We start from the raw sequence: 22,723 nt of genomic DNA on the forward strand, positions 1-22,723 counted from the left end.
TACCCGCCTTAATAGCTGACCTTAATCTTCGTCAAACCCTGCATTAAACAGCGCAATCACCGCTGCCAACGCTTCCTCTTCCTGAGGTCCGGTGGCTTCGACTTCAATCTGGCGCCCTTTGGCGGAATCCAGCATCAGCAGCGCGATCACGCTGTTCGCTTCCGCTTCGGTGCCTTCGTCATTTCGCAGCAGAACCTCTGCATCGAAACCCTGCATCAGCTCAAACAGCTTCATCGCCGGGCGGGCGTGCATGCCCAGCTTATTGGTGATCTCAACGGTCTGTTTTACGGTCATGTTTTACGTTTTTCCAGCGTGCGATGACGGGACTGAACGTTCTTACCGCGCGAGCGGAAATAGTCGGCCAGCTGTTCGGCGATATAAACCGAACGATGTTTACCACCGGTACAGCCAATCGCTACCGTCAGGTAGCTACGATTGTTTGTCTCCAGCATAGGTAACCATAGCTCAAGGTAGCTTCGCGTCTGGTAGATAAAATTGTGTACTTCTGTGTGCCGGTCGAGGAAGGCCGCGACGGGTTTGTCCAGGCCGGTCATGGGACGCAGCTTCGGATCCCAGTGCGGGTTCGGCAGGAAGCGCACGTCGAAAACATAATCCGCATCAATCGGGATACCGTGCTTGAAGCCAAAGGATTCGAACACCATCGTCAGTTCACGCTCGCGTTTACCCAATAACCGGGTACGCAGCATTTCTGCCAGCTCGTGAACGGACATCTCAGAGGTGTCGACAATCAGGTCGGCACGAGAACGCAGTGGCTCCAGCAGGTCGCTCTCTTCATCGATAGCACTCTCCAGAGAGAGGTTCTTACTGGAAAGCGGGTGCAAGCGACGGGTATCGCTGTAGCGACGGATTAGCGTATTGCGGTCTGCATCAAGGAACAGCAGCTGAGGCGAGAACGTGTCAGGCAGGTTGCTCATTGCCTGTTCGAAGATCTCTGGCGATTCAGGCATGTTACGGACGTCGATACTGACGGCTGCAGAGGTTTGTCTCTCCGCAAGCGTACGGGCCAGATCGGGCAACAACACGACCGGCAGGTTATCAACGCAGTAAAAACCCATGTCTTCCAGCGCGCGCAGAGCAACGGATTTCCCCGACCCTGAACGGCCACTGACAATCATCAGCACCATGTTCCGTTTCTCCTCAGGACAACAGATGTGAAGGCCATCTCCTGGTTATGCATCATCCTGATTGCCTTCTGCTTCAGTGATAATTTGGTAGAGCTCTTCATCACTTTGGGCCGAGCGCAGTCGACGGCAAATAGTTTTATCGGCCAGACGTTTTGCGACCAGCGACAGCGTATGCAGGTGGGTTTTCGTCTGATCGGCAGGCACCAGCAGCGCGAAAAGGAGATCGACGGGCTGGTTATCAATGGCATCGAAGGCGATGGGTGTTTCAAGCTGCACAAACACACCAACGGCACGCAGGGTATCCTCTTCCAGTTTGCCGTGTGGGATCGCGATGCCGTTGCCGATACCGGTACTGCCCATTTTTTCACGGGTCAGAATCGCTTCGAACACCACCTGCGGCGGCAGGCCCAGCTGTTTAGCAGCCAGTTCACTGATGATCTCCAGCGCACGTTTTTTGCTCTGGCAGTGAACCGCACTGCGGGTACATTCCTGGTTAAGGACATTGCTCAGTTGAAGAGCGGAATCGTTGTTCATCATAATTTCACCTAAGCGCTAACTGTACAAATGGCCTGTTGTGTTTCACAACAGGCCGTCCTGCACCCGTTAACTGCCCGGACAATTAGTGTTGTTTCAGTTTATCTTTATGTTTATTGAGCTGTCGCGCAAGCTTATCAATCAAGCCGTCGATAGCAGCGTACATGTCTTGCCCTTCCGCACTGGCATGCAGTTCACCCCCGTTAACATGCAGGGTGGCATCCGAGATATGAGTCACTTTCTCCACTTTCAACACAATATAGACCTGATTGATCCTTTCGAAATACTGCTCGAGTTTTGCAAACTTCGCGTTCACGAATTCGCGTAAAGCCTCAGTAATTTCGACGTTTTGTCCAGTGATGTTGAGCTGCATAGTGTCTTCCTTATCGGTTGTGTCAGACCAGCTGTTTACGCTGGTTGGACGGCGGAATGGATAAAGACTCTCGATACTTCGCAACAGTACGACGTGCCACCATAATACCCTGATCGGACAGCATGGTGGTTAACTTACTGTCGCTTAGCGGCTTCGCGGGGTTCTCCGCGGCGATCAACTTCTTCACCAGGGCACGAATGGCCGTTGACGACGCTTCGCCGCCGCCCTCGGTATTCACATGGCTGGAGAAGAAATACTTAAGCTCAAAAATACCGCGTGGACTGTGCAGATACTTCTGCGTGGTGACACGGGAAATGGTTGATTCATGCATCTCGACGGCCTGGGCGATATCCGCCAGCACCATCGGTTTCATATACTCTTCGCCCTGCTCAAAGAAAGCCTGCTGCTGTTCGACAATACAGCGGCTGACGCGTAGCAGCGTATCATTTCGGCTCTCAAGACTTTTGATCAGCCATCGCGCTTCCTGAAGATTGCTACGAATATATTGATTGTCGGAGTCGTTACGCACGCTGGTGCACATGGAGGCATACTGCTGGTTGATTTGCAGGCGAGGGATGCTGTCTGAATTCAGTTCAACGACCCAGCGGCCATTGTGTTTTCTGACCAGCACGTCCGGAATAACGTACTCAGGCTCGCTGGTCTGGATAGACTGTCCCGGGCGTGGATCGAGTGACTGGATCAGATTCACCGCTTCTTTCAGCACATCTTCTTTCAGGCGCGTGACGCGCATCAGGGTGCGGAAATCGTGGTTCGCCAGCAGATCCAGATGATCGCTAATGATCACGCGCGCCTCGTCGAGCCATGGCGTCTCTTTGCTGAACTGAGAAAGCTGGATCAGCAGGCAGTCGCGCAGATCTTTTGCGGCTACGCCTACCGGATCGAAACGCTGGATGCGCTTCAGAACGGCTTCAACTTCCTCAAGCTCTATCTCTTCGTCGCCCATGCTTTCCAGAATATCGTCAAGCGTGACGGTCAAATAGCCGGTGTCGTCAACGGCATCGACAATTGAGGTGGCAATCGCGCGGTCGGTATCGGAGAAGGGAGTGAGTTCCACCTGCCACATCAGGTAATCCTGCAGCGACTGGGTGGTTTCTCCCTGATAGACCGGTAGCTCATCATCCTGGTAGTCCGCACGCGTACCGGAAGGCGTTCCGGCAGTGTAGATTTCATCCCAGCTGGCATCCAGCGGAAGCTCGTCGGGCATCTCTTTTTGTTCGAGTGCGTCGGCGGTATCAAGCGCTTCAGTGTCCTGTGACTGCTGAGTATCTACCTCGTCATGAAGATCGGTTTGTTCCAGCAGGGGGTTGCTGTCCAGCGCCTGCTGGAGCTCCTGCTGAAGTTCTAACGTGGACAGTTGCAACAGGCGAATTGCCTGCTGTAGCTGCGGCGTCATCGCCAGTTGTTGGCTGAGCCTTAATTGCAAACCTTGCTTCATGTTCAGAGCATTTTTCTCCGGTTCGGCGTTACGTTACCTCTACCCTATCAGAGTCTGAAGTCTTCCCCAAGATAGACGCGCTTAACATGATCGTCTTCGAGGATCTGCTGTGGCGTACCGTGGGCGATCAGATTGCCCTGGCTCACAATATAGGCGCGTTCACACACGGCCAGCGTTTCACGGACGTTGTGGTCGGTGATCAGTACGCCAAGCCCGCTGTCGCGCAGGTGTTCAATGATACGTTTAATGTCGATAACCGAGATCGGGTCAACACCCGCAAACGGTTCATCCAGAAGGATAAATTTAGGGTTTGCGGCCAGCGCACGCGCGATCTCAACGCGACGGCGTTCGCCCCCGGAGAGTGCCTGACCGAGGCTGTCGCGCAGATGCTCAATGTGGAACTCTTCCATCAGCTCGTTGGCACGATCCTGACGCTGTTCGCTGGTCAGATCGTTACGAATTTGCAGGACCGCCATCAGGTTGTCGTAAACGCTAAGTCGACGGAAAATGGAGGCTTCCTGCGGCAGATAGCCGATCCCGCGACGCGCGCGCGCGTGAAGCGGCAGAAGACTGATGTCTTCATCGTCAATGATTATGTTGCCGGCATCGCGCGGCACAATGCCAACGACCATGTAGAAGGTTGTCGTTTTACCCGCACCGTTAGGGCCAAGCAGCCCCACGATTTCGCCAGAGTTGACGGTCAAACTGACATCTTCTACGACACGGCGGCCCTTATAGGCCTTCGCGAGGTTTTTTGCAGTTAATGTTGCCATAACGGATTAGTTACTCTTCTTCTGTGCCGGGGCCTGGCCCTTGCCTTTGTCCTGCAGCTGCGACGGAACCAGTACGGTCGTGACGCGTTTACCTTTCTCGCTGGAGGCCTGCATTTTTTGCTCTTTCACCAGATAGGTGATTTGGTCGCCGGTAATGTTGCTGTCCAGCTGTTCCAGATACGCGTTTCCGGTCAGGATTACCAGGTCCTTCGCCAGCTCGTAGTGCATATGTGAGGCGCGGCCTTTCACCGGCTTGCCGTTGTCCTGCATCTGGTAGAAGGTTGCCGGGTTGCCATAACCATCAATGATCTCTTTGCCCTGCTCGCCACCCGGACGGGTAACGACCACTTTGTCAGCGTTAATTTTGATGGTGCCCTGGGTCATGACGACGTTACCCGTGAAGGTGACGACGTTACCCTGCATATCGAGAGACTGGGTGTCGGACTCGATATGAATCGGCTGGTCGGTATCGCCCGTTAAAGCAAGCGCGGGGAGACTGGTCGCCAGCATCGCGCTGGCGATAATTACTTTAAGGCTGAGTTTGTTTGTTTTGAATTTCATAGGAGGTTCTAACCTTTTCAATCAGCTCGGCGTTCTTGCTGCGTAAGTTCCCGCGCATTCTCAAACCGCTGGAATTAAATGTTGTGCCATACAGTGTGACCAGATCCTGCGACGTCACGTCCTGGGTTACCAGGTTGATCTGGGCATTATCCGTCGTAATTTTTCGCAGTTGCGAGTCAGCGGTCAGGGCGTTGACTTCAACGTGGCCGTACAGATAAAGCATACGGTCATTTGTCAGTTTGGCCCGATCTGACTTAATTGACCACGTCGGCACTTTGTCTTTATCGAATGTGGTCATCACCGGTTGGGTAAACCACGAAATACCGTCATCTGAAAAATATTCAACATGCTGGGCAATCAGGCGATAGTTCAGCGCGCCTTCCGGGCTGTAGACCACGGTTTCGCTGTGATCGCTTTTATAGGTTGGATCGCTATTGTTAACCACTTCCGTTTGCGTATCGTCGCGATCGGCAAGGTTCACGCCAATCAATACCAGTGCGACTAGCGAAAGCAAAATGATAATCCAGCGTCTGGTTTTACTCATATTGATTGCCCTTTGGCCTCATCAAGCTTGCCCTGCGCCAGCAGGAGCAGATCGCAGACTTCACGTACGGCACCACGGCCCCCGTTGATGTGGGTAACGTAGTCAGCGCGCGGGATCAGCAGCGGATGCGCATCGGCAACGGCGATGCTCAGCCCGACCTCAGCCATCACGGGCCAGTCAATCAGATCGTCCCCGACGTAGGCCACGTTTTCCGGTGCGATAGCCAGTTTACCCAGTAAATCCTTAAACGCCGCCATCTTATCGGACTGCCCCTGATACAGATGGGTAATGCCTAAGGTTTCACAGCGGTCTTCTACCAGTTTAGCTTTTCGCCCGGTGATGATAGCCACCTCCATACCCGAGGTCAGCGCACAGCGGATACCATAGCCGTCGCGGACGTTAAATGCTTTCAGCTCTTCACCATTATTGCCCATGTAAATCAGGCCATCGGAGAGTACGCCATCCACATCCAGGATGAGCAGACGAATGTTTTTCGCCTTTGTCATCATCTGGGTACTGACCGGGCCATAACAGGTTGCAAGGGATGCACCCGCATTACTCATTGTCTTATCCTTCATTACACTACGCCTGCGCGCAGCAGATCATGCATATGTACCACACCCAGCAACTGGTCGCCATCGGCAACCATAACGGAGGTGATATGGCGGGACTGCATCAGGTTCAGCACATCCACGGCCAGCGTACCCGGACGCACGCGGATACCGCCCGGCGTCATCACGTCGGCAATGCCCAGGGTTCGGACATCAACACCCATGTCGAACACGCGGCGCAGGTCGCCATCGGTGAAGATACCCTGAATTTTCATCAGATCGTCGCACACGACCGTCATACCCAGATTCTTACGGGTGATTTCCAGCAGCGCATCACGTAGGGAGGCTTCTTTGCTGACGTGAGGGATCTCATCCCCGGTGTGCATAATATCGTTTACCCGAAGCAGTAGCTTGCGCCCCAGCGCGCCGCCCGGATGGGAAAGCGCGAAATCTTCCGGCGTAAAACCGCGGGCTTCAAGCAGTGCGACGGCAAGCGCATCACCCATGACCAGCGCTGCGGTGGTGCTGGACGTTGGCGCCAGGCCGAGCGGACAGGCCTCCTTAGGCACTTTCACGCACAGGTGAATATCCGCCGCACGCGCCATGCTACTTTCCGGACGGCTGGTCATGCAAATAAGCGGCACCTGCAGTCGTTTCAGTACCGGGATCAGCGCCAGAATTTCATTGGACTCACCGGAGTTAGATAGTGCGATGACGATATCCTGCGGCGTGACCATACCCAGGTCGCCGTGCGCGGCTTCCCCCGGGTGTACAAAGAAGGAAGAGGTTCCGGTGCTGGCAAATGTTGCCGCCATTTTACGGCCAATGTGGCCGGACTTACCCATCCCCATCACCACGACTTTGCCGGCACAGTAGAACATCTTCTCACATGCCAGACTAAAATCCTGATTAATGTACCGATCTAACTGCGCCAGACCTTCACGTTCAATCTCCAGAACCTCTTTGCCTGCTTTCTGAAAGTCAAAACCCGGCTGCAATTCTATTTGCGACATAATGCGTTTCCGTTTACCCAGAGAGAAGAGGCGAGAGCCAGTACAGCATCGCCATCCATACGATAAATCCACCCGTCAGCAGCGCGCCTGCGCCTTTGCCGATCTGTCGTTGCCGCCGCCAGCAGAGCAGGGCAAATATCACGCTGACCAATAACATCACGCCGTAGTCACGCGAGAATGCCAGGGGATTAAAGGGCCCTGGCGTAATGAGGGCCGGAAGGCCCATCACAATGGCGATATTAAATATGTTGGAACCGATGATATTACCAATGGCAATGTCATCTTCGCCTTTACGTGCCCCCGCAATGGCCGTGGCCAGCTCCGGCAGGCTGGTACCGATGGCAATCACCGTCAGACCAATGGTAAGTTCACTGATGGCGAAATAGTTCGCCAGCACCGTCGCGTTATCCACGACCATACGCGTTGCCATCGGCATGATGAGCAGCGCAACGCCAAGCCAGAGCAGGGCAACAGGCAGCGTGCCTTCTCGCGGAAGTTCGGCGACCTGCTCACGCGTGAGGCTATCCTGACCCTGTTTTTCCGCCTGACGGGCGATTTTAACACTATACAGCAACCAAATGACGGCCAGCGCCAGCAGGAAAATACCGTCGCTGTAGCTCAGTACGCCATCGTAAAATACGCAGCCTGCCAACAGGCTTACGATTAACATTAGCGGCAATTCACGGCGCAGAACATCAGAATGCACGCGAAATGGATGGAGCAGTGCGGCCAGGCCTAAAATCAAGAGTATATTGACGATGTTAGAGCCAATCGCGGTGCCTACTGCAAGGTCTAACTGACCATGCAGCGATGCCGAGACAGAGACGATGATTTCAGGAAGTGACGTTCCGACACTGACCACGGTCATCCCGATGACGACAGGCGGTACGCCCGTCAGGCGACACAGGATAGATGCAGCAAATACTAAACGGTCAGCACTGTAGACGACCAAAAGTAAACCAATTATTAACAGTGCTGTTGCTAAAAGCATCAAAAGTCCTTTCTTCAGGTATACTCGTCGGTCCATCGCGCGTGAACGGCTGGACTGCATACAGTCTGAGGCGTAACGAATTCCTAATTTTGACTTTATGCGCCGGAAAAGTAAAACAAATGCCAGCTTTCGCTAACCTCTACGGTTATTATTCTGTAAAAATGCTGAGTTTAGGGCTGATTCAGGCTACATGCCTTAACGTGAGCAGGATAAGAAAGGAACTATAAATGAGCCAAACCATGGCGAATTTAGTCGATGTCCGCGGGGTGAGTTTTTCTCGCGCCAACAGATTGATATTTGATGATATTTCGTTGACCGTTCCGCGTGGCAAGATCACTGCCATTATGGGGCCGTCCGGGATCGGTAAAACGACCCTGCTTCGCCTTATTGGTGGGCAGATCCCACCGGATAGCGGTGAAATCCTCTTTGATGGCGAAAACATCCCGGAGATGTCGCGCTCGCGCCTGTATACTGTCCGCAAACGCATGAGCATGCTCTTTCAGTCGGGCGCCTTGTTCACCGACATGAACGTCTTTGATAACGTGGCTTATCCGCTGCGCGAGCATACCAGTCTGCCACCTGAACTGCTGAAAAGCACGGTGATGATGAAGCTCGAAGCCGTTGGCTTGCGGGGTGCTGCGAAGCTGATGCCTTCGGAGCTGTCCGGCGGCATGGCGCGCCGCGCCGCGCTGGCGCGCGCCATCGCACTAGAACCTGATTTAATCATGTTCGACGAACCGTTTGTCGGGCAGGATCCCATCACGATGGGCGTGCTGGTGAAGCTCATCTCTGAACTGAATAGCGCGCTTGGCGTCACCTGCATTGTGGTGTCTCACGATGTACCTGAAGTGCTGAGCATTGCCGATTACGCCTACATCGTAGCGGACAAAAAGATCGTCGCACACGGTAGCGCCCAGGCGCTGCAGGAAAATTGCGATCCACGCGTGCGGCAGTTCCTTGACGGTATTGCCGATGGCCCTGTGCCGTTCCGCTACCCGGCGGGCGACTATCGTGACGATTTACTGGGAATAGGGAGTTAAGCCACTCATGCTGTTAAATGCGTTGGCCGCTCTCGGACACCGTGGCATAAAAACCATCAGGACGTTCGGGCGTGCCGGATTGATGTTATTCAACGCGCTGGTCGGCAAGCCGGAATTCCGTAAGCACGCGCCGCTATTGGTGCGGCAGCTTTATAATGTCGGCGTGCTGTCGATGCTCATCATCATTGTCTCCGGTCTGTTTATCGGGATGGTGCTGGGTCTGCAGGGCTACCTGGTTCTGACAACCTACAGTGCGGAAACCAGCCTCGGGATGCTGGTGGCGCTCTCGCTGCTGCGTGAACTGGGGCCCGTTGTGGCGGCGCTGTTGTTCGCCGGGCGCGCGGGGTCAGCCTTAACCGCTGAAATTGGCCTGATGCGCGCGACCGAGCAGCTCTCCAGCATGGAGATGATGGCGGTCGATCCGCTGCGTCGCGTGATCTCGCCGCGTTTCTGGGCGGGGGTCATCTCTTTACCGCTGCTGACGATACTGTTTGTCGCCGTGGGTATCTGGGGCGGTTCGCTGGTTGGCGTGCACTGGAAAGGCATCGATGCCGGTTTCTTCTGGTCTGCCATGCAGGACGCCATTGACCTGCGAATGGATCTGGTTAACTGCCTGATTAAGAGCGTGGTATTTGCCATTACGGTTACCTGGATTGCATTGTTTAATGGTTACGATGCCATTCCGACGTCGGCGGGCATTAGCCGCGCTACTACACGTACAGTCGTTCATTCGTCGCTGGCCGTACTGGGTCTGGATTTTGTGCTCACCGCACTGATGTTTGGGAATTGAGTTCATGCAAACGAGAAAAAATGAAATTTGGGTCGGTGTATTCCTGCTGCTGGCGCTGCTGGCCGCGCTGTTTATCTGCCTGAGAGCGGCAGATATCACGTCTGTACGCACCGAGCCGACGTATCGCATCTATGCCACCTTCGATAACATCGGCGGGCTGAAGGCGCGTTCACCGGTCCGTATTGGCGGCGTGGTGATCGGCCGCGTATCTGACATTACGCTGGATGAGAAGACCTATCTGCCGCGCGTCGCGATGGATATCGAAGAGCGTTACAACCACATTCCGGACACCAGCTCCCTGTCTATCCGGACTTCCGGTCTGCTGGGCGAACAATATCTGGCGCTTAACGTCGGTTTTGAAGACCCCGAGCTGGGAACGACTATCCTTAAGGACGGGAGCGTGATCCAGGACACCAAGTCCGCCATGGTGCTGGAAGATATGATTGGTCAGTTCCTTTACAACAGTAAAGGGGATGATAAAAAGTCTGACAATGCCCCTGCGCAGAGTGAAGACCATACCAATGCCGCGCCGACCCCAGGTGCTGCGAATTAATATCAGGAGAAGTCATTCATGTTTAAACGACTGTTAATGGTTGCCATGCTGGTCATCGCCCCTCTCACCGCGGTGCACGCGGCGGATCAGAGTAACCCGTACAAACTGATGGACGAGGCCGCGAAGAAAACCTTCGATCGTCTTAAAAACGAGCAGCCTAAGATTCGTGCTAATCCTGATTACCTGCGTGACGTGGTTGACCAGGAGCTGCTGCCGTATGTGCAGATCAAATATGCGGGAGCGCTGGTGCTGGGCCGCTATTACAAAGACGCGACCCCGGCGCAGCGTGAGGCCTATTTTGCCGCTTTCCGTGAATACCTGAAGCAGGCTTATGGTCAGGCGCTGGCGATGTACCACGGTCAGACCTATCAGATCGCCCCGGAGCAGCCGCTGGGTGATGCGACCATCGTCCCTATTCGCGTAACGATCAACGATCCTAACGGCCGTCCGCCGGTGCGTCTGGATTTCCAGTGGCGTAAAAACAGCCAGACCGGCCACTGGCAGGCGTATGACATGATCGCCGAAGGCGTAAGCATGATCACCACCAAACAGAACGAGTGGAGCGACCTGCTGCGCACCAAGGGGATTGATGGCCTGACCGCGCAGCTGCAGTCCATTGCTCGTCAGAAAATCACGCTGGACGAGAAGAAGTAATGTCACAGCAACTCAGCTGGTCGCGTGAAGGCGAGACATTAAAGCTGTCCGGTGAGCTGGATCAGGATCTGCTGAACCCCTTATGGGATAAACGCCATGAGGCCATGCAGGGCGTGACGCTCATTGACTTAACTGACGTCACGCGGGTGGATACGGCAGGCGTTGCGCTGCTTGCCCATCTGGTTGCGGTAGGGAAAAAGCAGGGGGCGAGCGTCACGCTTCGCGGCGCGAGCGAGAATGTCGTGACCCTTGCGCAGCTCTACAATCTCCCTCAGGACGTATTGCCTCGTTAATATTTTCAGTGCGTTACTTCCGAAAGCCCTGACAGTTTCATCGTCGGGGCTTTTTGCTTGTTTAAGACGACGCCACTTTGCTCTAAGATGTTGGGCTTGTTTTCACTATCAGATGATTAAGAACCCATGGAAAATCATGAAATCCAGACAGTGCTGATGAATGCACTCTCCCTTCAGGAAGCCCACGTCACTGGCGATGGCAGTCACTTCCAGGTTATTGCTGTGGGTGAGATGTTCGACGGTATGAGCCGTGTGAAGAAACAGCAGGCTGTGTACGCGCCGCTGATGGAATATATTGCGGATAACCGCATCCACGCCCTGTCAATTAAAGCGTTCACCCCGCAAGAGTGGGCACGCGATCGCAAACTAAACGGTTTTTGAGCTGAGGGCGACAGGCCCGCAGCACGGTTGAATTTATAAGAGAGCACACAATGGATAAATTTCGTGTACAGGGGCCAACGCGTCTCCAGGGCGAAGTCACAATTTCTGGCGCGAAAAACGCCGCGCTGCCAATCCTCTTTGCTGCGCTGCTGGCTGAAGAGCCGGTAGAAATTCAGAACGTACCTAAGCTGAAAGATATCGACACCACCATGAAGCTGCTCACCCAGCTGGGCACGAAAGTTGAGCGTAACGGTTCCGTCTGGATCGACGCCAGCAAGGTGAACAACTTCTCAGCACCTTACGATCTGGTGAAAACCATGCGTGCATCCATCTGGGCGCTTGGCCCGCTGGTGGCGCGTTTTGGTCAGGGTCAGGTTTCTCTGCCGGGCGGTTGCGCCATCGGTGCGCGTCCGGTTGACCTGCACATCTTTGGTCTGGAAAAACTGGGCGCAGAGATCAAGCTGGAAGAAGGTTACGTTAAAGCGTCCGTTAATGGTCGTCTGAAAGGCGCGCACATTGTCATGGACAAAGTGAGCGTGGGCGCAACGGTCACCATTATGTCTGCGGCGACGCTGGCAGAAGGCACCACCATCATCGAAAACGCCGCGCGTGAACCGGAGATTGTGGATACCGCCAACTTCCTCGTGGCGCTGGGTGCGAAGATCTCCGGCCAGGGTACCGACCGTATCACCATCGAAGGCGTTGAGCGTCTGGGCGGTGGCGTGTATCGCGTTCTGCCGGACCGTATCGAAACCGGTACATTCCTGGTCGCAGCGGCGATTTCTGGCGGTAAGATTGTTTGTCGCAACGCGCAGCCAGATACCCTGGATGCGGTGCTGGCGAAACTGCGCGATGCGGGTGCGGATATTGAAGTCGGTGAAGACTGGATCAGCCTCGATATGCATGGCCAGCGTCCAAAAGCAGTCAATGTGCGTACGGCGCCACACCCGGCGTTCCCAACTGACATGCAGGCGCAGTTCACCCTGCTGAACCTGGTCGCCGAGGGTACTGGCTTCATCACAGAAACCATTTTCGAGAACCGCTTTATGCACGTACCGGAGCTGATCCGTATGGGTGCACGTGCTGAGATCGAAAGTAATACCGTGATTTGCCATGGCGTTGAGACGCTGTCCGGCGCTCAGGTGATGGCAACCGATCTGCGTGCGTCTGCAAGCCTGGTGCTGGCGGGTTGTATCGCGGAAGGTACAACGATTGTGGATCGTATCTATCACATCGATCGTGGCTATGAGCGTATCGAAGATAAACTGCGCGCGCTGGGTGCCAACATCGAGCGTGTGAAGGGCGAGTAATCGTTCCGGCAGCCCCCTGCCAGAAATGACCGGGGGGTTGCTGTTCCTGTCAAAAAACGCGTTATTCCTGCGGTTCTCTTTTTACTCTTCTCTGGCGAATCATGCGCGATCTGTCGATAAATTCATGGGTAATGGGATCGTGGTAGCGTGAAGGCCAAATCACCCACGGATGCGTATCCAGTGCCGTTGCGATAATTAATTCTCCTTTGGGCCAGGGGCGGGTGAGGGCGTTTGCCAGAGTTGAAGAACTCAGTCCATGGCGGCGGGACTCTGCTGCCAGTGAAGTGCCTTTTTTGCGCAGTGCGGCAATAATATCAGCCGTGTGCCAGTCGATAAATTTCGTATCCATAACGCCGTCCTTAAGTTCGGATTCACCTACGCCGTTTCTTCTGAAACGACGGGGTTTACTATACCCATTTCAACTTCTTGTTCTAAAAAGTTCGCGTTACTTGATGGGATATTCAGAATAAGACATGGCTTTATTCATGCGGTCTCTAAACCGATGAATTTACATGAACACGGAATTTACAGGCGTGTACAGGAACTCCCCGCTATCGCTGCGGGGAGATACAAGGGGATTAACGGTCGCGCTGGACGGCGATGTGGGCAAGACCAATCAGTGCCTCGCGCCACGGACTGTCTGGAATAACCTGAAGCGCTTCGATGGCTTTGTCGGCTTCTTCTTCCGCACGCTGACGCGTCCATTCCAGCGATCCGCAGATAGCCATGGTTTCCAGTACAGGTTCCAGAAGATGGCGACCATTTCCCTGCTCAATCGCTTCGCGGATCATTTTCGACTGGTCGGCTGTTCCGTTCCGCATAGCATGCAGCAGCGGCAGGGTCGGTTTGCCTTCGTTCAGGTCATCGCCCACGTTTTTGCCGAGCGTCTCGCCGTCCGCACTGTAGTCCAGTAAATCATCGATCAGCTGGAATGCCGTACCCAGATAGCGGCCATAGTCCTGCAGGCCCTTTTCCTGTGCTTCGGTACAGTCAGCCAGAATGCCGGAACACTGGGCCGCCGCTTCAAACAGGCGCGCGGTTTTGCTGTAGATCACGCGCATGTAGTTTTCTTCGGTGATGTCAGGATCGTTCACGTTCATCAGCTGCAGCACTTCGCCTTCAGCAATGACGTTTACGGCTTCGGACATTACTTCCAGCACTTTAAGGGAGCCCAGACTGGTCATCATCTGGAAGGCGCGGGTATAAATAAAATCCCCCACCAGGACGCTGGCTGCGTTCCCGAAAGCGGCGTTTGCCGTGGCTTTGCCACGACGCATATCCGATTCATCCACCACATCGTCATGCAGAAGCGTCGCAGTGTGGATAAATTCGATGAGCGCTGCGATAGTGATGTGGGCATTTCCCTGATAGCCAACGGCTCTGGCAGCCAGAATGGCAATCATCGGACGAATGCGTTTACCGCCGCCGCTGACGATGTAATAACCCAACTGATTGATCAGTTGAACGTCAGAGTTGAGTTGCTCCAGGATTGCTGCATTCACACCCGCCATATCTTGCGCGGTTAACTCGTTGATTTTTTCTAAATTCATCGCAAAAGCCGGGCTTTTTATCCTGTTGATCCCATCTTCAATGGGGTAACGAAGGGTTTCGGTTTATCAATAGTAGTGCTGATTGTACTGAAAAAACGGCTCAGATAAACGTTACCGTACGTGTTGTGTTTTTTTTCTTCATGTATTGACGGTAGCACTTGTCAAAGGCTCGCGTTTTGCGTAATATTCGCGCCCTATTGTGAATATTTATAGCGCACTCTGATTCATACGAGGACGTGCGCGGAAGCGGAGTTTATATGTACGCGGTTTTCCAAAGTGGTGGTAAACAACACCGAGTAAGCGAAGGTCAGACCGTTCGCCTGGAAAAGCTGGACATCGCAACTGGCGAATCTGTTGAGTTCGCTGAAGTTCTGATGATCGCAAACGGTGAAGAAGTCAAAATCGGCGTTCCTTTCGTTGATGGCGGCGTTATCAAAGCTGAAGTTGTTGCACACGGTCGTGGCGAGAAAGTTAAAATCGTTAAGTTTCGTCGTCGTAAGCACTACCGTAAGCAGCAGGGCCACCGTCAGTGGTTCACTGATGTGAAAATTACTGGCATCAGCGCCTAAGACCTGAGGAGATATTTAAATGGCACATAAAAAGGCTGGCGGCTCCACACGTAACGGTCGCGATTCAGAAGCTAAACGCCTGGGCGTTAAGCGTTTCGGTGGCGAATCCGTTCTGGCGGGTAGCATCATCGTTCGTCAACGTGGTACCAAATTCCACGCTGGCAACAACGTAGGTTGCGGTCGTGACCACACTCTGTTTGCTAAAGCAGACGGTAAAGTGAAATTTGAAGTTAAAGGCCCGAACAACCGTAAATACATCAGCATCGTTGCTGAGTAAGGTTTTCTCGGTCCGGTAACGGATTAAAGCCCCGCAACCTGTTGCGGGGCTTTTTACATTGGAAACCCGGTAATTTTTTCTGTAGGGAAAACGGGCATGAAGCAGCAGGCCGGCATTGGTATTCTTTTGGCGCTCACTACCGCAATGTGCTGGGGTGCGCTGCCAATTGCAATGAAGCAGGTACTGGAAGTGATGGAGCCGCCTACGGTGGTTTTTTATCGCTTTCTGATGGCAAGCATCGGCCTCGGGGCCATTCTGGCAATCAAAGGTAAGCTTCCACCCTTGCGGCTCTTCCGTAAACCGCGCTGGCTGGTATTGCTGGCTATCGCGACGGGCGGTCTGTTCGGTAACTTCATCCTGTTCAGCTCTTCCCTGCAATATCTCAGCCCCACGGCGTCGCAGGTGATAGGTCAGCTTTCACCGGTTGGCATGATGGTTGCCAGCGTCTTAATCCTCAAGGAAAAGATGCGTGGTACGCAGATTATCGGGGCGAGCATGCTGCTATGCGGTCTGGTGATGTTCTTCAACACCAGTCTGATTGAGATTTTCACTCGCCTGACGGATTACACATGGGGTGTAATTTTCGGTGTGGGGGCAGCAACGGTCTGGGTGAGCTATGGCGTCGCACAAAAGGTGTTATTGCGTCGTCTTGCCTCACAGCAGATCCTCTTTTTGCTGTACACTTTGTGTACAATGGCATTGCTGCCATTAGCAAAGCCGGGAGTGATTTCCCAGCTTAGCGACTGGCAACTGGCGTGCCTCATTTTTTGTGGGCTGAACACGCTGGTCGGTTATGGCGCGCTGGCCGAAGCGATGGCGCGCTGGCAAGCAGCACAGGTGAGCGCGTTAATTACGCTTACTCCGCTGTTTACGCTGTTATTTTCAGATTTGTTATCAATGGCCTGGCCCGATGTCTTCGTCAGACCGATGCTCAACCTGTTGGGTTATCTCGGTGCGTTTGTCGTGGTTGCGGGCGCGATGTATTCCGCCATTGGTCATCGTCTTTGGGGACGTTGGCGCAAAAATGAAGCGGTTGTAGTAGTCCCCCGCTCAGGCGAATGAGTTACGGAGAGTAAAATGAAGTTTGTTGATGAAGCGACGATCCTGGTCGTGGCTGGTGATGGCGGCAACGGTTGCGTGAGCTTCCGCCGTGAAAAGTATATCCCACGTGGCGGTCCTGATGGCGGCGACGGCGGGGATGGTGGGGACGTGTGGCTGGAGGCGGATGAGAACCTCAACACGCTGATCGACTACCGTTTCGAAAAATCCTTCCGCGCTGAACGTGGCCAAAACGGCCAGAGCCGTGACTGTACCGGGAAACGCGGTAAAGACGTCACCATTAAAGTTCCGGTCGGTACGCGCGTGATTGACCAGGGGACCGGTGAAACTATGGGTGACATGACCAAACACGGTCAGCGCCTGATGGTGGCGAAAGGCGGCTGGCACGGTCTGGGTAACAGCCGTTTCAAATCTTCCGTTAACCGTACGCCGCGTCAGAAAACGATGGGTACGCCGGGCGATAAGCGCGACCTGCAGCTGGAGCTGATGCTTCTGGCAGACGTGGGCATGCTGGGTATGCCAAACGCCGGTAAATCGACGTTCATTCGCGCCGTCTCTGCGGCCAAGCCAAAAGTGGCAGACTATCCGTTTACCACGCTGGTACCAAGCCTGGGTGTTGTCCGTATGGATAACGAGAAGAGCTTCGTGGTTGCCGATATCCCGGGTCTGATTGAAGGCGCCGCGGAAGGGGCGGGTCTGGGGATTCGCTTCCTGAAGCACCTTGAGCGCTGCCGCGTGCTGCTGCACCTTATCGATATCGATCCTATCGACGGTTCCGATCCGGTTGAAAACGCCCGTATCATCGTGGGCGAGCTGGAAAAATACAGCGAAAAACTGGCGAATAAACCACGCTGGCTGGTCTTCAACAAGATCGACCTGATGGACAAAGCCGAAGCGGAAGCAAAAGCGAAAGCCATTGCCGAAGCGATGGGTTGGGAAGATAAGTACTACCTGATCTCTGCGGCAAGCCAGGTTGGCGTGAAGGATCTGTGCTGGGATGTGATGACATTCATCATTGAGAACCCAATTGTTCAGGCGGAAGAAGTCAAACAGCCTGAAAAAGTCGAATTCATGTGGGATGACTACCACCGCCAGCAGCTCGAAGAGCTGGAAGCGGAAGAAGACGATGAAGACTGGGACGATGACTGGGATGAAGACGACGAAGAAGGCGTCGAGTTCATCTACAAGCACTAATATCTGTTCAAAGCCCCCATTATGGGGGCTTTTTTATTGAAGCGTTGTGGGCAGCCAGCAGCTGGCGATTAAACCGCCTTCAGCGCCATTTTCAAGGGTCAGCCTGCCGTGGTGTAGCTGGACGATGCGCTGCACGATACTCAGGCCCAGACCGCTTCCTCCGTAGCGCTGGTCAAGACGGCGGAATGGCTCGGTGATTGACACTCGGTGCGCTTCATCAATCCCTGGACCCTGATCGATAACGCTGATCTGCGTCCCCCCGTCGACCTCGGTTAATGTCACTGTAATCATTGTCCCCGGCGGGCTGTAGCGCCCTGCGTTTTCCAGCAGGTTGCGCAGCATCAGGCGCAGGAGCACGGCGTCTCCCTGAACCGTGAGCGCGCTTTTAGCGGGCCAAATCACCGTATGCTCTTTGGCTTCATGGCCCAGGCCGAGAGGTTCAACGATATTTTCCGTCCAGTTCACGGTTTCGTAGTGCCCGCTCGCCATTGCCTGTCCGGCACGGGCCAGCATTAGTAGCTGTTCGACGGTATGCATGAGCTGATCGATACGGCTAATTAACGTCGCGGCCTGAGGCGCGCCTGACTGCGCCATGAGCTCAAGATGAAGCCGGATGCCGGCCAGAGGCGTTCTCAGCTCGTGTGCGGCGTCTGCGGTGAAGAGACGCTCCTGCTGAATGGTGCTATCCAGTCGTGCCAGCAGCTGGTTCAGGGAGGTCGTCACCGCGCCAATTTCTTCCATGTCGGAATACATAGGAAGCGGGGTTAAGTTATCGGCCGAACGGTTAGCGAGACTGTCGCGGAGTTTATTCAGCGGTCGGGTTATCCAGGTGACCGCCCAGAAGGAGAAGAGCAGGGTAAAGCCGACCATCACCAGGGAAGGAACCAGCAGCGAGGCAATCGCTTCGCGGATCTCTTTCTCAACGTGATTATTGCGCGCTTTTGCTGACAGCGTTTCGTTGACCAGAAAACCAATCTGTTCACGGCTTTCATGCCAGAGCCAGATAACGCTTATCAGCTGGAAAAACAGGAGAATCACCGCCAGCAGCACCATCAAACGCCGACGCATGCTGTTCATTTCTGGCTCTCCAGACGATAGCCGACGCCGCGAACGGTTTTGATCCTGTCTTTGCCGAGTTTACGCCGCAGGTTATGGATGTGAACCTCAAGGGTATTTGAGCCGGGATCGTCCTGCCAGGAGTAAATATCCTGCTGGAGCGTTTCTCTGTGTACCGTTTGCCCGCTCCGCATGATCAGACGCGTAAGCAAGGCGAACTCTTTTGGCGTCACCTCTACGGCCTGATCCTGGCGCAGCACCTGCTGGGTTTGCAAATTCAGCGTAATATCGCCGTCGGTCAGTAAGTTATCACTATGGCCCTGATAGCGGCGAATCAACGCTCGCACCCGAGCCTGCAGCTCCGCGAGCGCAAAAGGCTTCACCAGGTAATCATCAGCGCCTGCATCGAGGCCAGCGATACGGTCTTCAAGGGCATCTCGTGCCGTCAGGATCAATACCGGGTTGGCGATGCCGCGACGTCGCCACTGGCCGAGCAGCGTGGCGCCGTCTTTATCAGGCAAGCCCAAATCGAGGATCACCAGGCTGTATTCGCCGCTCTGAATCAGAGAGTCCGCCTCCGCTGCGGTGCCAGCACAGTCGAGGGCGTACCCTTCATTGGCCAGACCTAGCGCCAGCCCCTCCTGCAATAACAGATCGTCTTCAACTATGAGTAGTTTCATCGCTAGTTATTCTGATAGATGTCCTTATAAAGCCTGCTTTCGAAGCGAACAAGCGGAATACGACGATTGCGCTGGTCGGTCGGTTCGACGGCATAGCCGGAAAGATACTGCACGAATGCCATGCGTTGTCCGCTGGCGGTAGTGATGAAGCCTGCAAGGTTGTAAACCCCCTGCAGTGAGCCTGTTTTCGCGGAGACTTTACCATCCACACCGGCAGCGTGAAGCCCGGCACGGTACTGCAGAGAACCGTCATGCCCGGCCAGCGGCAGCATTGAAATAAAGTTTAGCTCAGTGTCGTGCTGTGCAATGTACTGAAGCACCTGCATCATCGTGGCCGGAGAGATCAAATTATGACGCGATAGTCCGGAGCCATCGACGGCGATGGTATTACCCAGATCGATTCCGGCCTGCTGGCGCAGGATCTGCCGAACCGCGTCTGAACCCGCGCGCCAGGTTCCCGGCACGCCGAAACGCGCGTGACCAATCATGCGAAACACCGTATCGGCAATCATGTTGTCCGATTTTTTCAGCATGATCCGCAGTAAATCGTGCAGCGGAGGAGACTGTTTGCTGGCGATGATCGTGCCGGGCTGGTTGACCTGCGTCTGACGAAGCAGCGTGCCGGTATAAGTTATGCCCGCTTGCTTCAGTTCATCTTTCAGAATGGCACCCGCATAGCTTGCCCCATCCTGTATCGCAAAGGCCAGGGGCAGTGGATCGGCGCGCTGCGTCAGGCAGCCGGTAAGGGTGAAGCGGTTAAGATCTCCAGGCACCACATCCAGTTCGCAGTACTGTGCATCAGGAGAGCCCTTGGCCAGCGTGCGGACCTGACTAAACATGGTGACCGGGTAGTAGGACGCTATGCGAATAAACGCTAAATCATCCGGCTTTGGCGCACTGTAAAGCGAAACCGAGAAGCAGTTGCGGTCAACAATCGCGGCGGCGGGCGGGGCGCTAAAGCACTGCGTCATGTCGTTCCACGGCCAGCCCGGGGCTTTATCGTGGCTGGCAAAGATGGAGGTATCGATCAGCACATTGCCGTCAATTTTCTGCACGCCGGTTTTTTTCAGTACCGCAACCATATTGCGGATATCCTGGCGCTTAAAGGTCGGATCGCCGCCAAAACGGGCGATAAGATCGCCTTTCAGTTCGCCACCCTCGACGTTACCTTTGGTCTCGAGTGTGGTAGTAAAACGGAAGTCAGGACCGAGCTGGAGCAAGGCGGCGAGGGCAGTGATCACCTTTTGGGTACTGGCAGGCAGCGCCATCTGTTGACTGTGATAGTCAATCTCGGGAGCCTGTGCGCCAACCTTCTGCACCATCAGGGCAAGGTTCGCGCCTGCGGGGAGCTGATTAATGTACTCATCAACATTCGCGGCCTGGGCGGTGAACGTTAAACTGGTAGTCAATCCGATGATAAATCTGGAAAATCGCATAATCTCGCGCTAACAACCCGAAAACAAACCGTCATACTACGGTGCATAGCACTGCAAAGTAAACGATGACCCATAGTGAACTTCGCGGTAAAATGCATATCAAATTGAAAAATTGCTGCTGGCCTGGGGCATTGCTCCCGGGTCGGTTTTCTTTTTGCTTCTTGCCCGCTTAGGTGGGCAGGAGCAGGGAACACTGCTCCCAACAGGAATGTTTAAGAGGTATAACAAATGCAAGCTATTCCGATGACCTTACGTGGTGCCGAAAAACTGCGCGAAGAGCTGGATTTCCTGAAATCCGTGCGTCGTCCTGAAATCATCGCCGCTATCGCGGATGCGCGCGAGCATGGCGACCTGAAAGAGAACGCTGAATACCACGCCGCGCGTGAGCAGCAGGGCTTCTGTGAAGGGCGTATTAAAGATATCGAAGCAAAACTGTCCAATGCACAGGTTATCGATATCACCAAAATGCCTAACAACGGGCGTGTGATCTTTGGTTCAACTGTGACCGTGCTGAACCTGGACAACGACGAAGAGCAGACCTATCGCATCGTGGGTGATGATGAAGCAGACTTCAAACAGAACCTGATTTCAGTGAACTCTCCGATTGCTCGCGGCCTGATTGGCAAAGAGCAGGACGATGTTGTCACCATCCGCACTCCTGGCGGTGAAGTGGAATACGAAATTATTAAGGTTGAATACCTGTAATTCGCTTCTCTACTAAGATGTTGATACATTGTAAAGAAAAGAAAAAGGCCGCATAGCGGCCTTTTATCAACTCAAGGAGCATGGCATTTTGCTCGCCTGCTGACAGAAATCCCTCGTTTCACACAGAAAATGTGTTTAATTCAGGATATCCTTAGCGTGGCAGCGAGATTTTACGCTCTTTAGATGGGCGGTAGAGCACCAGCGTTTTACCGATGACCTGTACATTACAGGCGCCGGTTTCGCGCACGATGGCTTCCACGATCAGGTTTTTAGTGTCTCTGTCTTCAGAGGCGATTTTCACCTTGATCAGCTCGTGGTGTTCCAGCGCTTGTTCAATCTCGGCAAGCACCCCTTCGGTCAAACCATTGTTGCCAAGCATCACTACAGGCTTGAGCGGATGTGCCAGACCTTTAAGGTGCTGTTTTTGTTTAGTACTCAGATTCATCGTATATTTTTGCTTACGTTGGGATTGAAAACGGTTCATTCTACCGCCATCTCCCTTATATCGCCAAATAGCTGCGTAGAAATTTACGTCACAGGCAGGTAACGATGAACCAGGACGGAAATGTTAAATGACAGGTAAAAAGCGTTCTGCCAGCTCCAGCCGCTGGCTTCAGGAACACTTTAGCGATAAATATGTTCAACAGGCACAGAAAAAGGGGTTACGTTCCCGTGCCTGGTTTAAACTTGATGAAATACAGCAAAGTGACAAACTTTTTAAGCCGGGGATGACGGTTGTTGACCTCGGTGCGGCACCTGGCGGATGGTCCCAGTATGCGGTAACGCAGATCGGCGGAACGGGCCGAATCATCGCATGCGATCTTTTACCAATGGATCCCATCGTCGGTGTCGACTTCCTTCAGGGCGACTTTCGTGATGAATTAGTGCTGAAAGCGTTACTTGATCGTGTAGGTGATAGTAAGGTCCAGGTTGTCATGTCAGATATGGCACCAAATATGTGCGGAACACCGGCGGTGGATATCCCCCGCGCCATGTATCTGGTGGAGCTAGCGTTAGAAATGTGTCGTGATGTACTAGCGCCTGGTGGTAGTTTTGTTGTGAAGGTGTTTCAGGGCGAAGGTTTCGAGGAGTATCTTAAGGAAATTCGCTCCCTGTTTGCGAAGGTTAAAGTTCGTAAGCCGGACTCTTCCCGGGCCCGTTCCCGAGAAGTGTATATTGTAGCGACCGGGCGAAAATGATAACCGGTAGATTTCAGGCGAAAGTTTGAATGAAAC

Annotated in this window: 30 protein-coding genes; 13 read left to right on the forward strand and 17 right to left on the reverse strand. The window is 54.0% G+C overall.

Annotated elements, in window-relative coordinates:
• Nucleotides 1–21 precede the first annotated feature (21 nt).
• From npr to LRM19_RS16710, 11 genes are all read right to left on the reverse strand, one after another.
• A complete protein-coding gene (gene npr, locus LRM19_RS16660) occupies nucleotides 22–294 on the reverse strand; it encodes a PTS phosphocarrier protein NPr (RefSeq protein ID WP_003861872.1) in 273 nt (90 codons plus the stop codon).
• Nucleotides 291–1,145 (reverse strand): RNase adapter RapZ, encoded by an 855-nt coding sequence (gene rapZ, locus LRM19_RS16665; RefSeq protein WP_008501442.1) that lies wholly within the window; start codon nucleotides 1,143–1,145, stop codon nucleotides 291–293. The genes npr and rapZ overlap by 4 nt, the downstream gene beginning before the upstream one ends.
• 45 nt (nucleotides 1,146–1,190) lie before the next feature.
• Nucleotides 1,191–1,682 (reverse strand): PTS IIA-like nitrogen regulatory protein PtsN, encoded by a 492-nt coding sequence (gene ptsN / locus LRM19_RS16670; protein ID WP_008501443.1) that lies wholly within the window; start codon nucleotides 1,680–1,682, stop codon nucleotides 1,191–1,193.
• Between the two features lie 82 nt (nucleotides 1,683–1,764).
• Nucleotides 1,765–2,052: a ribosome hibernation promoting factor gene (gene hpf, locus LRM19_RS16675; protein ID WP_111964975.1), complete on the reverse strand. Its 288-nt coding sequence runs from the start codon at nucleotides 2,050–2,052 to the stop codon at nucleotides 1,765–1,767.
• A 22-nt stretch (nucleotides 2,053–2,074) separates the two neighbouring features.
• Nucleotides 2,075–3,508, reverse strand: coding sequence for an RNA polymerase factor sigma-54 (rpoN, locus tag LRM19_RS16680; protein WP_111964974.1), 1,434 nt, complete (start codon nucleotides 3,506–3,508; stop codon nucleotides 2,075–2,077).
• Nucleotides 3,509–3,555: 47 nt separating this feature from the next.
• Nucleotides 3,556–4,281 carry an LPS export ABC transporter ATP-binding protein gene (lptB, locus tag LRM19_RS16685; RefSeq protein WP_023309359.1) on the reverse strand — a complete coding sequence of 242 codons (726 nt, stop codon included), beginning with the start codon at nucleotides 4,279–4,281 and terminating at the stop codon, nucleotides 3,556–3,558.
• A 6-nt stretch (nucleotides 4,282–4,287) separates the two neighbouring features.
• Complete coding sequence (lptA, locus tag LRM19_RS16690) at nucleotides 4,288–4,842, reverse strand: lipopolysaccharide ABC transporter substrate-binding protein LptA (RefSeq protein WP_271369476.1); 555 nt, start codon at nucleotides 4,840–4,842, stop codon at nucleotides 4,288–4,290.
• Nucleotides 4,811–5,386 (reverse strand): LPS export ABC transporter periplasmic protein LptC, encoded by a 576-nt coding sequence (lptC, locus tag LRM19_RS16695; protein WP_115876356.1) that lies wholly within the window; start codon nucleotides 5,384–5,386, stop codon nucleotides 4,811–4,813. Before lptC ends, lptA begins: the two co-directional genes overlap by 32 nt.
• Nucleotides 5,383–5,949 carry a 3-deoxy-manno-octulosonate-8-phosphatase KdsC gene (kdsC, locus tag LRM19_RS16700; RefSeq protein ID WP_271369518.1) on the reverse strand — a complete coding sequence of 189 codons (567 nt, stop codon included), beginning with the start codon at nucleotides 5,947–5,949 and terminating at the stop codon, nucleotides 5,383–5,385. The genes lptC and kdsC overlap by 4 nt, the downstream gene beginning before the upstream one ends.
• A gap of 14 nt (nucleotides 5,950–5,963) precedes the next feature.
• The gene (kdsD, locus tag LRM19_RS16705) at nucleotides 5,964–6,950 is read right to left on the reverse strand and encodes an arabinose-5-phosphate isomerase KdsD (RefSeq protein ID WP_032659705.1); all 987 of its coding nucleotides are present in this window, start codon (nucleotides 6,948–6,950) and stop codon (nucleotides 5,964–5,966) included.
• Nucleotides 6,951–6,963: 13 nt separating this feature from the next.
• A complete protein-coding gene (locus LRM19_RS16710; protein WP_271369477.1) occupies nucleotides 6,964–7,941 on the reverse strand; it encodes a calcium/sodium antiporter in 978 nt (325 codons plus the stop codon).
• Between the two features lie 227 nt (nucleotides 7,942–8,168).
• Here LRM19_RS16710 and mlaF point away from each other — a divergent pair, with 227 nt between their 5' ends.
• The 7 genes from mlaF to murA all read left to right on the forward strand — a co-directional run bounded on the left by mlaF (nucleotide 8,169) and on the right by murA (nucleotide 12,962).
• Entirely contained in the window at nucleotides 8,169–8,981 is an 813-nt protein-coding gene (gene mlaF / locus LRM19_RS16715) for a phospholipid ABC transporter ATP-binding protein MlaF (RefSeq protein WP_024906354.1), read from the forward strand.
• Nucleotides 8,982–8,988: 7 nt separating this feature from the next.
• Nucleotides 8,989–9,771 (forward strand): lipid asymmetry maintenance ABC transporter permease subunit MlaE, encoded by a 783-nt coding sequence (gene mlaE / locus LRM19_RS16720; protein ID WP_010436044.1) that lies wholly within the window; start codon nucleotides 8,989–8,991, stop codon nucleotides 9,769–9,771.
• A 4-nt stretch (nucleotides 9,772–9,775) separates the two neighbouring features.
• Entirely contained in the window at nucleotides 9,776–10,324 is a 549-nt protein-coding gene (mlaD, locus tag LRM19_RS16725; protein WP_008501455.1) for an outer membrane lipid asymmetry maintenance protein MlaD, read from the forward strand.
• 18 nt (nucleotides 10,325–10,342) lie between these two features.
• On the forward strand, nucleotides 10,343–10,978 hold the full coding sequence (mlaC, locus tag LRM19_RS16730) for a phospholipid-binding protein MlaC (protein ID WP_045910107.1): 636 nt from the start codon (nucleotides 10,343–10,345) through the stop codon (nucleotides 10,976–10,978).
• Nucleotides 10,978–11,271, forward strand: coding sequence for a lipid asymmetry maintenance protein MlaB (gene mlaB / locus LRM19_RS16735; RefSeq protein ID WP_048028841.1), 294 nt, complete (start codon nucleotides 10,978–10,980; stop codon nucleotides 11,269–11,271). Before mlaC ends, mlaB begins: the two co-directional genes overlap by 1 nt.
• Nucleotides 11,272–11,397: 126 nt before the next feature.
• Nucleotides 11,398–11,652, forward strand: coding sequence for a BolA family iron metabolism protein IbaG (gene ibaG, locus LRM19_RS16740; RefSeq protein WP_008501458.1), 255 nt, complete (start codon nucleotides 11,398–11,400; stop codon nucleotides 11,650–11,652).
• 50 nt (nucleotides 11,653–11,702) lie between these two features.
• Entirely contained in the window at nucleotides 11,703–12,962 is a 1,260-nt protein-coding gene (murA, locus tag LRM19_RS16745; RefSeq protein ID WP_115876352.1) for a UDP-N-acetylglucosamine 1-carboxyvinyltransferase, read from the forward strand.
• Between the two features lie 61 nt (nucleotides 12,963–13,023).
• On the opposite strand, the gene sfsB is transcribed toward murA, so the two are convergent.
• Together sfsB and ispB are read right to left on the reverse strand one after the other, a co-directional pair.
• Nucleotides 13,024–13,311, reverse strand: coding sequence for a DNA-binding transcriptional regulator SfsB (gene sfsB / locus LRM19_RS16750; protein ID WP_111964968.1), 288 nt, complete (start codon nucleotides 13,309–13,311; stop codon nucleotides 13,024–13,026).
• A gap of 229 nt (nucleotides 13,312–13,540) precedes the next feature.
• Nucleotides 13,541–14,512, reverse strand: a complete 972-nt coding sequence (ispB, locus tag LRM19_RS16755; RefSeq protein WP_136195031.1) for an octaprenyl diphosphate synthase — start codon at nucleotides 14,510–14,512, stop codon at nucleotides 13,541–13,543.
• Between the two features lie 257 nt (nucleotides 14,513–14,769).
• Here ispB and rplU point away from each other — a divergent pair, with 257 nt between their 5' ends.
• From rplU to cgtA, 4 genes are all read left to right on the forward strand, one after another.
• Nucleotides 14,770–15,081 (forward strand): 50S ribosomal protein L21, encoded by a 312-nt coding sequence (gene rplU, locus LRM19_RS16760; protein ID WP_003025032.1) that lies wholly within the window; start codon nucleotides 14,770–14,772, stop codon nucleotides 15,079–15,081.
• Between the two features lie 19 nt (nucleotides 15,082–15,100).
• The gene (gene rpmA, locus LRM19_RS16765) at nucleotides 15,101–15,358 is read left to right on the forward strand and encodes a 50S ribosomal protein L27 (protein ID WP_004385076.1); all 258 of its coding nucleotides are present in this window, start codon (nucleotides 15,101–15,103) and stop codon (nucleotides 15,356–15,358) included.
• A gap of 96 nt (nucleotides 15,359–15,454) precedes the next feature.
• Nucleotides 15,455–16,420 (forward strand): DMT family transporter, encoded by a 966-nt coding sequence (locus LRM19_RS16770; RefSeq protein WP_271369478.1) that lies wholly within the window; start codon nucleotides 15,455–15,457, stop codon nucleotides 16,418–16,420.
• A gap of 15 nt (nucleotides 16,421–16,435) precedes the next feature.
• The gene (gene cgtA / locus LRM19_RS16775) at nucleotides 16,436–17,611 is read left to right on the forward strand and encodes an Obg family GTPase CgtA (protein WP_021242261.1); all 1,176 of its coding nucleotides are present in this window, start codon (nucleotides 16,436–16,438) and stop codon (nucleotides 17,609–17,611) included.
• Between the two features lie 33 nt (nucleotides 17,612–17,644).
• Here cgtA and pmrB read toward each other — a convergent pair whose 3' ends face one another.
• From pmrB to dacB, 3 genes are read right to left on the reverse strand one after another with little or no spacing between them, the layout of a single operon-like run.
• Nucleotides 17,645–18,688, reverse strand: coding sequence for a two-component system sensor histidine kinase PmrB (gene pmrB, locus LRM19_RS16780; protein WP_271369479.1), 1,044 nt, complete (start codon nucleotides 18,686–18,688; stop codon nucleotides 17,645–17,647).
• Complete coding sequence (pmrA, locus tag LRM19_RS16785) at nucleotides 18,685–19,347, reverse strand: two-component system response regulator PmrA (protein WP_115876349.1); 663 nt, start codon at nucleotides 19,345–19,347, stop codon at nucleotides 18,685–18,687. Before pmrA ends, pmrB begins: the two co-directional genes overlap by 4 nt.
• Before the next feature lie 2 nt (nucleotides 19,348–19,349).
• Complete coding sequence (dacB, locus tag LRM19_RS16790; protein WP_271369480.1) at nucleotides 19,350–20,783, reverse strand: serine-type D-Ala-D-Ala carboxypeptidase; 1,434 nt, start codon at nucleotides 20,781–20,783, stop codon at nucleotides 19,350–19,352.
• A 228-nt stretch (nucleotides 20,784–21,011) separates the two neighbouring features.
• On the opposite strand from dacB, the gene greA reads away from it, so the two are divergent.
• Nucleotides 21,012–21,488 (forward strand): transcription elongation factor GreA, encoded by a 477-nt coding sequence (greA, locus tag LRM19_RS16795; RefSeq protein ID WP_014171793.1) that lies wholly within the window; start codon nucleotides 21,012–21,014, stop codon nucleotides 21,486–21,488.
• Between the two features lie 151 nt (nucleotides 21,489–21,639).
• Here the strand turns inward: greA and yhbY are convergent, their stop codons facing one another.
• The gene (yhbY, locus tag LRM19_RS16800) at nucleotides 21,640–21,933 is read right to left on the reverse strand and encodes a ribosome assembly RNA-binding protein YhbY (protein ID WP_003861814.1); all 294 of its coding nucleotides are present in this window, start codon (nucleotides 21,931–21,933) and stop codon (nucleotides 21,640–21,642) included.
• A 127-nt stretch (nucleotides 21,934–22,060) separates the two neighbouring features.
• Here yhbY and rlmE point away from each other — a divergent pair, with 127 nt between their 5' ends.
• Entirely contained in the window at nucleotides 22,061–22,687 is a 627-nt protein-coding gene (rlmE, locus tag LRM19_RS16805; protein WP_003861812.1) for a 23S rRNA (uridine(2552)-2'-O)-methyltransferase RlmE, read from the forward strand.
• Nucleotides 22,688–22,723: the final 36 nt, after the last annotated feature.

It is taken from the genome of Enterobacter sp. PI-10, from assembly GCF_027947695.1.
Taxonomy (GTDB): Bacteria; Pseudomonadota; Gammaproteobacteria; order Enterobacterales; family Enterobacteriaceae; genus Enterobacter; species Enterobacter vonholyi.